8 protein-coding genes are annotated in these 7,320 nt (G+C 68.5%); 4 read left to right on the forward strand and 4 right to left on the reverse strand.

The features are described 5' to 3' along the window. Positions 1–84 precede the first annotated feature (84 nt). Together AB0C29_RS24920 and AB0C29_RS24925 are read right to left on the reverse strand one after the other, a co-directional pair. Complete coding sequence (locus AB0C29_RS24920) at positions 85–981, reverse strand: RICIN domain-containing protein (RefSeq protein ID WP_360824470.1); 897 nt, start codon at positions 979–981, stop codon at positions 85–87. A gap of 119 nt (positions 982–1,100) precedes the next feature. After that, positions 1,101–1,979: a DMT family transporter gene (locus tag AB0C29_RS24925; protein ID WP_360824473.1), complete on the reverse strand. Its 879-nt coding sequence runs from the start codon at positions 1,977–1,979 to the stop codon at positions 1,101–1,103. A gap of 72 nt (positions 1,980–2,051) precedes the next feature. Here AB0C29_RS24925 and AB0C29_RS24930 point away from each other — a divergent pair, with 72 nt between their 5' ends. From AB0C29_RS24930 to AB0C29_RS24940, 3 genes are all read left to right on the forward strand, one after another. Continuing rightward, the gene (locus tag AB0C29_RS24930; RefSeq protein WP_360824476.1) at positions 2,052–2,903 is read left to right on the forward strand and encodes a LysR family transcriptional regulator; all 852 of its coding nucleotides are present in this window, start codon (positions 2,052–2,054) and stop codon (positions 2,901–2,903) included. 276 nt (positions 2,904–3,179) lie between these two features. Beyond that, on the forward strand, positions 3,180–3,458 hold the full coding sequence (locus tag AB0C29_RS24935; protein ID WP_360824479.1) for a hypothetical protein: 279 nt from the start codon (positions 3,180–3,182) through the stop codon (positions 3,456–3,458). 78 nt (positions 3,459–3,536) lie between these two features. Beyond that, positions 3,537–4,100 (forward strand): hypothetical protein, encoded by a 564-nt coding sequence (locus AB0C29_RS24940; RefSeq protein WP_360824482.1) that lies wholly within the window; start codon positions 3,537–3,539, stop codon positions 4,098–4,100. 94 nt (positions 4,101–4,194) lie between these two features. Here AB0C29_RS24940 and AB0C29_RS24945 read toward each other — a convergent pair whose 3' ends face one another. Next, positions 4,195–5,019, reverse strand: a complete 825-nt coding sequence (locus AB0C29_RS24945) for an NAD(P)H-binding protein (protein WP_360824485.1) — start codon at positions 5,017–5,019, stop codon at positions 4,195–4,197. Between the two features lie 86 nt (positions 5,020–5,105). Here AB0C29_RS24945 and AB0C29_RS24950 point away from each other — a divergent pair, with 86 nt between their 5' ends. Continuing rightward, positions 5,106–6,041, forward strand: a complete 936-nt coding sequence (locus tag AB0C29_RS24950; RefSeq protein WP_360824488.1) for an AraC family transcriptional regulator — start codon at positions 5,106–5,108, stop codon at positions 6,039–6,041. 10 nt (positions 6,042–6,051) lie between these two features. Here AB0C29_RS24950 and AB0C29_RS24955 read toward each other — a convergent pair whose 3' ends face one another. After that, positions 6,052–7,266: an LCP family protein gene (locus AB0C29_RS24955; protein ID WP_360824491.1), complete on the reverse strand. Its 1,215-nt coding sequence runs from the start codon at positions 7,264–7,266 to the stop codon at positions 6,052–6,054. Positions 7,267–7,320: the final 54 nt, after the last annotated feature.

Consider the following 7,320-nt stretch of genomic DNA (forward strand, 5'->3'; position numbering starts at 1 on the left):
GGCCCGGCCCGGCCAGGGTGGAAGGTGGGGTAGCGGTGGGTCGGCCGTTGCGTTGTGGGCGAGCCACCGCTGGGTCTTTGGCGGTTAGGCGAGGGCGGTGCGCCAGAGGCGGGATGGGTTGCCGTCGCAGCGGTATTGGACGATTGTTGCGTTCAGGGTTGTGCTGCCGCCGGCTGGGGAGAGGCACAGGCCTGTGCTGACGTTCTGGAGGAACGAGAAGTAGCCGTTCGGGACCAGGCGCCAGGTTCGGGCGGGGTTTCCGTCGCAGTGGTATTGGACGATTGCGATGTTGTCGCCGCCGGCGCCGCCGGCCGGGGACAGGCACAGGCCGCTGTTGACGTTTTTCAGGTAGAAGCCGCCGGTGTAGTCGTCGACCAGGTTCCACAGGCGGGCGGGGTTGCCGTCGCATTCGAACTGGACAGCGGTGACGTTGAGGACGCTGCTGCCGCCGGCGACGGTCAGGCAGAGACCGCTGTTGGAATTCGGGATGTGGTACGCGCCCAGGAGACTCCATCCCCGGGCCGGGTCCTGGTCACAGGCGTACTGGACGAGGAGCACGTTGATGGTGGTGCTGCCGCCCGCGGGAGACAGACACAGGTTGCTCCGCACGTTGCGGATGAGGAAACCGTTCGGGCTGCTTATCTGCTGCCAATAGCGGGCCTGATCCGCGTCGCAGGTGTACTGAACGATGGTCTGGTTGAGGCCGCTGCCGCCCCCGGCGGGAGACAGGCATTGGCCGGTGGCCACGTTCTGGATGCGGAACCGCCCGTCGGTGCCGGGGCTGTAGAGCTGCCGCCAGGCCCGGTTGGTGTTGTTGTCGCAGTAGTACTGGACGATGGCAGTGTTGCTGGCCCCACTGCCGCCGGCCGGGGCGAAGCAGAGGCGGCTTTTCGCGTTCTGAATCCTGATGTTGTCGGCGGGATCGGCGGCGCCGGCGGGTGCGGCCGACAGGAAACTCGCGAACAATGCGATCGCCGCCACCACAAGAATGGATCGGCGCCTTCGTCGAAGCATGGACAGCCCCCTTTTCGTTGCCCCTGACGCTACGGAGTCCGGCACATCCACTGATCCTCAAATCGTGCCAGCCGACGCATTGTTATTCAGACCGGAACCAGCGCCCGGTGGTCGGCTTCGATGCGTTGGCCGTAGTAGGTGCCGGCGAGGACGAGCGTGATCCCGGCGACGGCGATCGCGGTCAGGTGCTCGCCGGCGATGCCCACCCCGATCAGCACGGCCCACACCGGTTCGGTGCCCAGCAGCAGGCTCGCGCGGGCTGCCGACGTACGGCGGATCGCCCACAGCTGCACCAGGAACGCGAACACGCTGCAGCCCAGCGCGAGATACAGCACCCCGAGCCATTGCCCCGGCCCGAAGGCCCGCACCGCCGAGGGCAGGGCCGGTGCCGCAAGGACCGTGAACAGGACCGCGCCGACCGTCATCTGCAGCCAGGTGAGCGTCACCGTGTCGTACCGCCGGCCGTCGGTCAGCCGCCCGGACAGCGTGACGTGCGCTGCGCGGACGACGGCCGCAGCGAGCATCAACGCGTCGCCGGCCGTCAGTGCGCGCAGCCCCGGCCCGGCGACGAGCAGCACCACGCCGGCCACCGCCACCGCCGCGGCCACGAAGAACCGGGGCGGCAGCCACCGCCGGCGTACGGCACCCTCCAGCGCCGGCGTCAGCAGGATCGTCAGGCTGATCAGCACCCCGGCGTTGGTCGCGCTGGTCAGCGCCACCCCGTACGTCTCCAGCACCAGCACCGCCGCCTGGGTGAGGCCCAGCAAGGCTCCGACCCGTACCTCTGACCGGCTCAGCCGTCGCACGGCCATGACCGGCGCCAGCGCGACCGCCGAGACGAGAAAGCGCAGCGCCAGCACGGCCAGCACCCCACCGACCAGGACGAGGGTCTGGGCGACCAGATAACTGCTGCCCCACACCACCGCCACGGCCAGCAACAACAGATCGCTACGGCGTATCGACATGGTCGCAGCCTGGAGCCGGGCTATCGTGAAGACAAGACGCGAGCCTCTCAACTGATGGTGTAGTCACGCCTAATGGATCTGCATCACCTGCGCCTGCTCAGGGAACTCGGCGACCGCGGCAGCCTCGCCGCCGTCGCCCGAGCGATGCACATCACGCCTTCGGCCGTCTCCCAGCAGTTACGGTCGCTGCAACGCTCGGCGCGCGTGCCACTGACCGAGCGCCGCGGCCGCCGCCTCGTGCTGACCGAAGCAGGCCGAGCCCTCGCCGCCGCGGCCATCGAGGTCTCCACCGCACTCGACCGGGCCGGGCGAGCCGTGGACGCGTACCTCGACAACCCGGCCGCGCTGCTCAGCCGGGCCGGCCTGCCACCGTTGCGATGCTCGGACCAGGACGTGCCGCAGGCCGGATTCCCGGCCCTGGTCGCCGACTACGACTTGGTGCTGGCGCACCGGCTGGCCCACAGCCCGCCCTGGCCGGCGGACCGGCTCACCGTCGTGCCGCTCGTTCACGAGCCGCTGTACGTCGCGATGCCCGCAGGCCACCGGCTGGCCACGAAGACCTCCCTCACCACCGGCGACGTCGCCGCCGAGCCGTGGATCAGCGTCCGCGAGGGATTCCCGATCGAAGGCGTCCTGACGGCGATCGCCGCGGCCGCCGGCCGGCCCCTCGACATCGTCCACCGGGTCAACGAGTTCACCGTCGTGGCCGCGATCGTGGCCGCGGGCGGGGGGTTCGCGCTGCTGCCCGGCTACACCAGCCGGCCCGATCCCGGCGTGGTGCTGCGACCGCTGGCCGACCTGCCGGTCGGGCGCCACATCGACGTCCTCACCCGCCCGGAGAACCTGCACCGGGTCGCGGTACGCACGGTCCTCGACTCGCTGCGGGAGATAGCGGCCGAACACGGGCGCCCGCCTCGATCGTGACGGCAGCGCCAGTCGTAGACCTCGGCGGTTGCCAGCAGATATCGACAAACATCAGTAGGGTCGGGCACTGTGAACCGACTGACTATCTCCTGCGCCTTTGGTGCTGTTGCCGTTGCACTCCTCAGCGGGTGCTCATCGGATGAGCCCCCTCGAGCCGGCACGGCTGCGCCCGCAGCGTCCACGATGTCCGTGGCGCCCAGCTCCGCTTCCGTCGAGGGGCCTGCAGCGTCGGCTCCGGCCGCTGCGGACGGAGGAGCTGCGGCGCTGTGCGAGAAGGTGACTGCGGCGAAGGTGGCGTTGAATGAGGAGCTCAAAGGGGTGGTCGCTCCCGGCGGGAAGGTGCCGCCGGCGGAAGGCAAGAAGGTGATGACGGGCCTGGCCGCCACGCTGAGCGATCTCGCCGCTTCCGGCGATGGCGAGCTGCGCGACGCACTGAATGGACTGTCGGCCGAGGCCAAGAAGGCGGCCGCTGCCGTCGACCCGGTGCAGGCGGCGTTGAGCCCCTCGTTCGACGCGGCAGGTCAGAAGGTCGACAAGGCATGTGCGAAGCCTTGACCGAAGTCAGTTCCGTGCTGTCAATATGAAGGACGTGGAACGGGGTGCTCGGTAACCGCCACAGTGAAGAGGTCGGACTTGGATCGGTCGCTGGCCATGCATCGTCGCCGCCTTGAGCATCTCCTGGGTGAGGAAGATGACCTTCGGCGCCTCCTTGCTCGGGTGCGGCGTGACCCTGAGCCACCTCCGATTCAGTTGACCGCGGAATTGCGGCGCCGAGAAGTAGATCCCCCGAACCGTGACGGCCGCATACGTCTCCAGACAGGCAGCAGTTCCGAGTGGGTTCGCGCCAAGCTTGGCCACGTACGCCAGCAGCGCGAGAACGCAGAGCGCCGCTTCCTTCATGCAGCGCAGAAGGCGGATGAAGAGTCGACCGTGGGTGTTCCGCCGGTGACGACGCCGCAGGCACCTACGCCGAGCGTTCGGGCCGGTGTCCCCACCTGGGTGGTCGGCGTTGTCGTCGTGCTCGGTGCATTGGTGTTTGTCGGCGGCAGCAACAGCGGTTCCGTCCTACTTCCCGTCCTTGGACTGGTGGTAGCCGTCATCGGCCTCGTCCCCACCACGATCTCCGCGTACTTCGACTTCCGAGCGCATCAACGGCGAAACCGGAGCCGAACGGGAACAGACCGCGACGAGTCGTGAAGGTCGGCACTGCTCGGCGGGCAGGACCTCGTCGCGCAATGGGACTGCCCACGTCCCTCAGCGGCAGCGGGCTGAGGGCCGGGGATGGGGCGGGTCATCCGGTGGCGCGGAAGGCCTTTGTGTGTTCCGCGGCCCATGATTCAAAGGTTCGGGCCGGGGCTCCGGTGACCTGCTCGACCGTTTTGGTGATGGGGCCGGGGCGGGCGGTCATTGCGGCTTGGGCGTGCAGGACCTCGTCGGCGACCTCGGGTGGCCAGCCGCGTGCGAGCATCTGCAGCCGGGCCTCCTGCGGGGATGCTTCCTCCCAGTGCACCGGGTGCTCTGCCTTTTCGCCGAGGATGCGCACCTGCTCGGCCTGGCTCAACGATCGCGGCCCGGTCAGTTCGTAGCGGGCGCCGGCGTGTCCTTCTCTGGTCAATGCGTGCACCGCGACAGCGGCGATGTCCCGCTCGTGTACCAGCGACATGGACGCCTGGCCGTATGCCTCGCGGACCACGCCGTTGCCGCGGATCTGCTCGCTCCAGCGCAGCGCGTTGGCTGCGAAGGCGTGCGGACGCAGCACTGTCCATTCCAGGCCGGACTCCTCGATCAGTTGCTCGGCCTGCCGCTCGTGATCTCGGACAGCTGCCGAGGACAGATAGACCACCCTTCCGGCGTTTTCGGCGATCAGAGTCAGCACTGCCGCCAATCCATCGATTGATGCGAAGGGCCAGACCAGGAACACGGTCGAGACGTCCTGGAGAGCGCCGCTCAGAGAGTCGGGCACTGACAAGTCGCCATGGGCGGTGTCCACGCCGGGCGGGAAGGCGGCCGGCCCGCGGGTCAGCGCACGGACTTCGGCCCCGGCTTCCCGTAGCTGGGCGACCACCTCGCGGCCCACCGTGCCGGTTGCCGCCGTGACCAGAATTCGTTGTGGCATCTCACCACCGTAGGAGGTCATCGTGAGACAACGAATGCTCGATCGTGCGGGATTAATGCGTCATCGTCTCGTGCTAGCTTCCTGGCGTGGATCTGCTGAGCGACGTGATCGCGATCCTGCGCACCGGGCGGCCTCGCTCGGCCCGCGTTGCCTGGCAGGCTCCCTGGGGGCAGCGCTTCCCCGCAGTACCTGGCTCGGCGGGCTTCCAGGTCATCCTGCAGGGCTCGTGCTGGCTCACCCCGTCCGACAGCGAGCCGATTCCGCTCAGCGTCGGCGACGTCGTCTTCTTTCCCCACGGGCACGGCTACGGCCTCGCCGACGACCCGTCAGCGCCCCTCGCCGAGCCGGCGTGCGACCCGTTGGAAGACGCTGAACTATTCGTCTCCGACGTTGCCGGGCACAGCGGCGACGGAACCAACGGCCCTGCCACGGTGACCCTCTGTGGCGGCTACCAGCTCGACCCACGCCACACCCACCCGCTGTTGCGGGACCTGCCCGAGACGATCCACCTCCCGGCCGGGCCCGGCCACCACCATGACCTGCGCGCTGCCATCGAACTGCTCAGCAACGAGACAAGTCGTCCCCGCCTCGGCGCGGACACCGTCGTACTCGCTCTGCTCGACATGCTTCTGCTGTACGTCTTGCGCGTCTGGTTCGAGGAACCGCCGACGCCGACCACCTCCGGCTGGGCAGCCGCACTCGCCGACCCTGCCGTCAGCGCCGCCCTGCAAGCCATCCACCGCGACCCCGGCCGCCCCTGGACCGTCCAGAGCCTCGCCACCCGCGCCAACCTGTCCAGAGCCACGTTCTCGCGTCGCTTCACCGCCCTGACCGGTCAGCCACCCCTGACCTACCTCACCTGGTGGCGGCTCACCACCGCGGCCGACCTCCTCCGCCGATCCGACGCATCACTCAGAGACGTCGCCACCAGGATCGGCTACACCTCGGAGTTCGCCTTCGCCAACGCCTTCAAACGCCAGTACGGCTCAGCACCCGGCCGATACCGCCGAGACGCACTGTGACAACCACTGGTCAGCTGCGCGTCACCCAGCTGGGGTTGGCCAGGACGAACTCGTCGACAGTGTCGGTCTTCACCGACTTCAGCAGGTCCATGCTCGTGTCGCTCAGGATCTCCGCGCTGCCCACGCCCGGGATGGTCTCGCTGTTGAACTTGCCGTTGTTGGTTTTGATGGTGATCAGGTCCTCCGGGCGGATCCCCCGCAGCGCGAACGCCCAGTCCTGCAACGGGATGCCGCCGTCGTCGACCGTCATGGTCTTGCCGACCGCCTTCAGCAGACCCGGCAGCTTCGTCGGTGAGTCCAGGCCACTGTCCATGATGTTCTTGATCAGGGCCTTCAGGAACTGCTGCTGGTGACGCTGGCGGCCGTAGTCGTAGCTGTCGTCCTCCAGGAGGTCACGCTGGCGGACGAAGTCCAGGGCTTCTGACGGGGTGAAGCAGCGGTTGCCCTTGCGGTAGATGTTCGGGGTCACGCCGCGGATCTTGGCGCGCAGTGTGCCGTCCGGGTTGATGCGGTACGGCGCCGTCAGCTTTCCTGTCTTGTTGTCGTGGCCGTAGTGGATCGATGTTGTGGTGGTGTCGACGTACATGCAGACCTTGCCGAGGACGTCGACCACTTTGCGGAAGCCCTGGAAGTCGATGATCGCGCCGGCGTCGGGGGTGATGCCGGTCAGGCTCTTCACCGTTTTGGCCAGCAGGGTGAAGCCGCCGGTGAGGGCCTTCTCGCCGGTCAGACCTCGGCTGCCGTAGGCGAACGCCGAATTGATCTTGTTGCGGCCGCCGGCGTACCGCTGGGCGCCGTTGTCGAATTCCGGGATGCGTACGTAGCTGTCGCGTGGCAGCGACACCAGGTACGCCTGTTTGTGGTCGGCCGGAATGTGCAGCAGGATGATCGAGTCCGACCGGGTCAGCTTGCTCGGATCCTGGTTCGGCCGGGTGTCCAGGCCCACCAGCAGGATCGTCTTCGCGCCCTTGACGCTGACCCGCTTGGTCTCCACCCGCGTCTCGCCCAGCAGGTTCTGCTTCGTCACCGTCTCGGTGGCCGTGCCCAGCAGCACCCGGGTGCCCGCGACCGCCGCCCCGCTGCCGGCCATCAGCAGCGCGCCGACCACCAGACACCACAGCGCCCAGCGCGGCGAATGCCTCGTACGGCCTTTCTTCGCCGGCGCGGGGGCGCGGTCGCCCTGCTCCCCTGCCGTCTGCGCTTTACGGCTCGCACGCTTGCTCACAGCACCTGCTCCCGGCTCAGGACGCGCTCCGGCCGCAGGCGTGCCGCGGTCGCC

The sequence above is a fragment of the Actinoplanes sp. NPDC048791 genome, from assembly GCF_040650095.1.
Classification (GTDB): domain Bacteria; phylum Actinomycetota; class Actinomycetes; order Mycobacteriales; family Micromonosporaceae; genus Actinoplanes.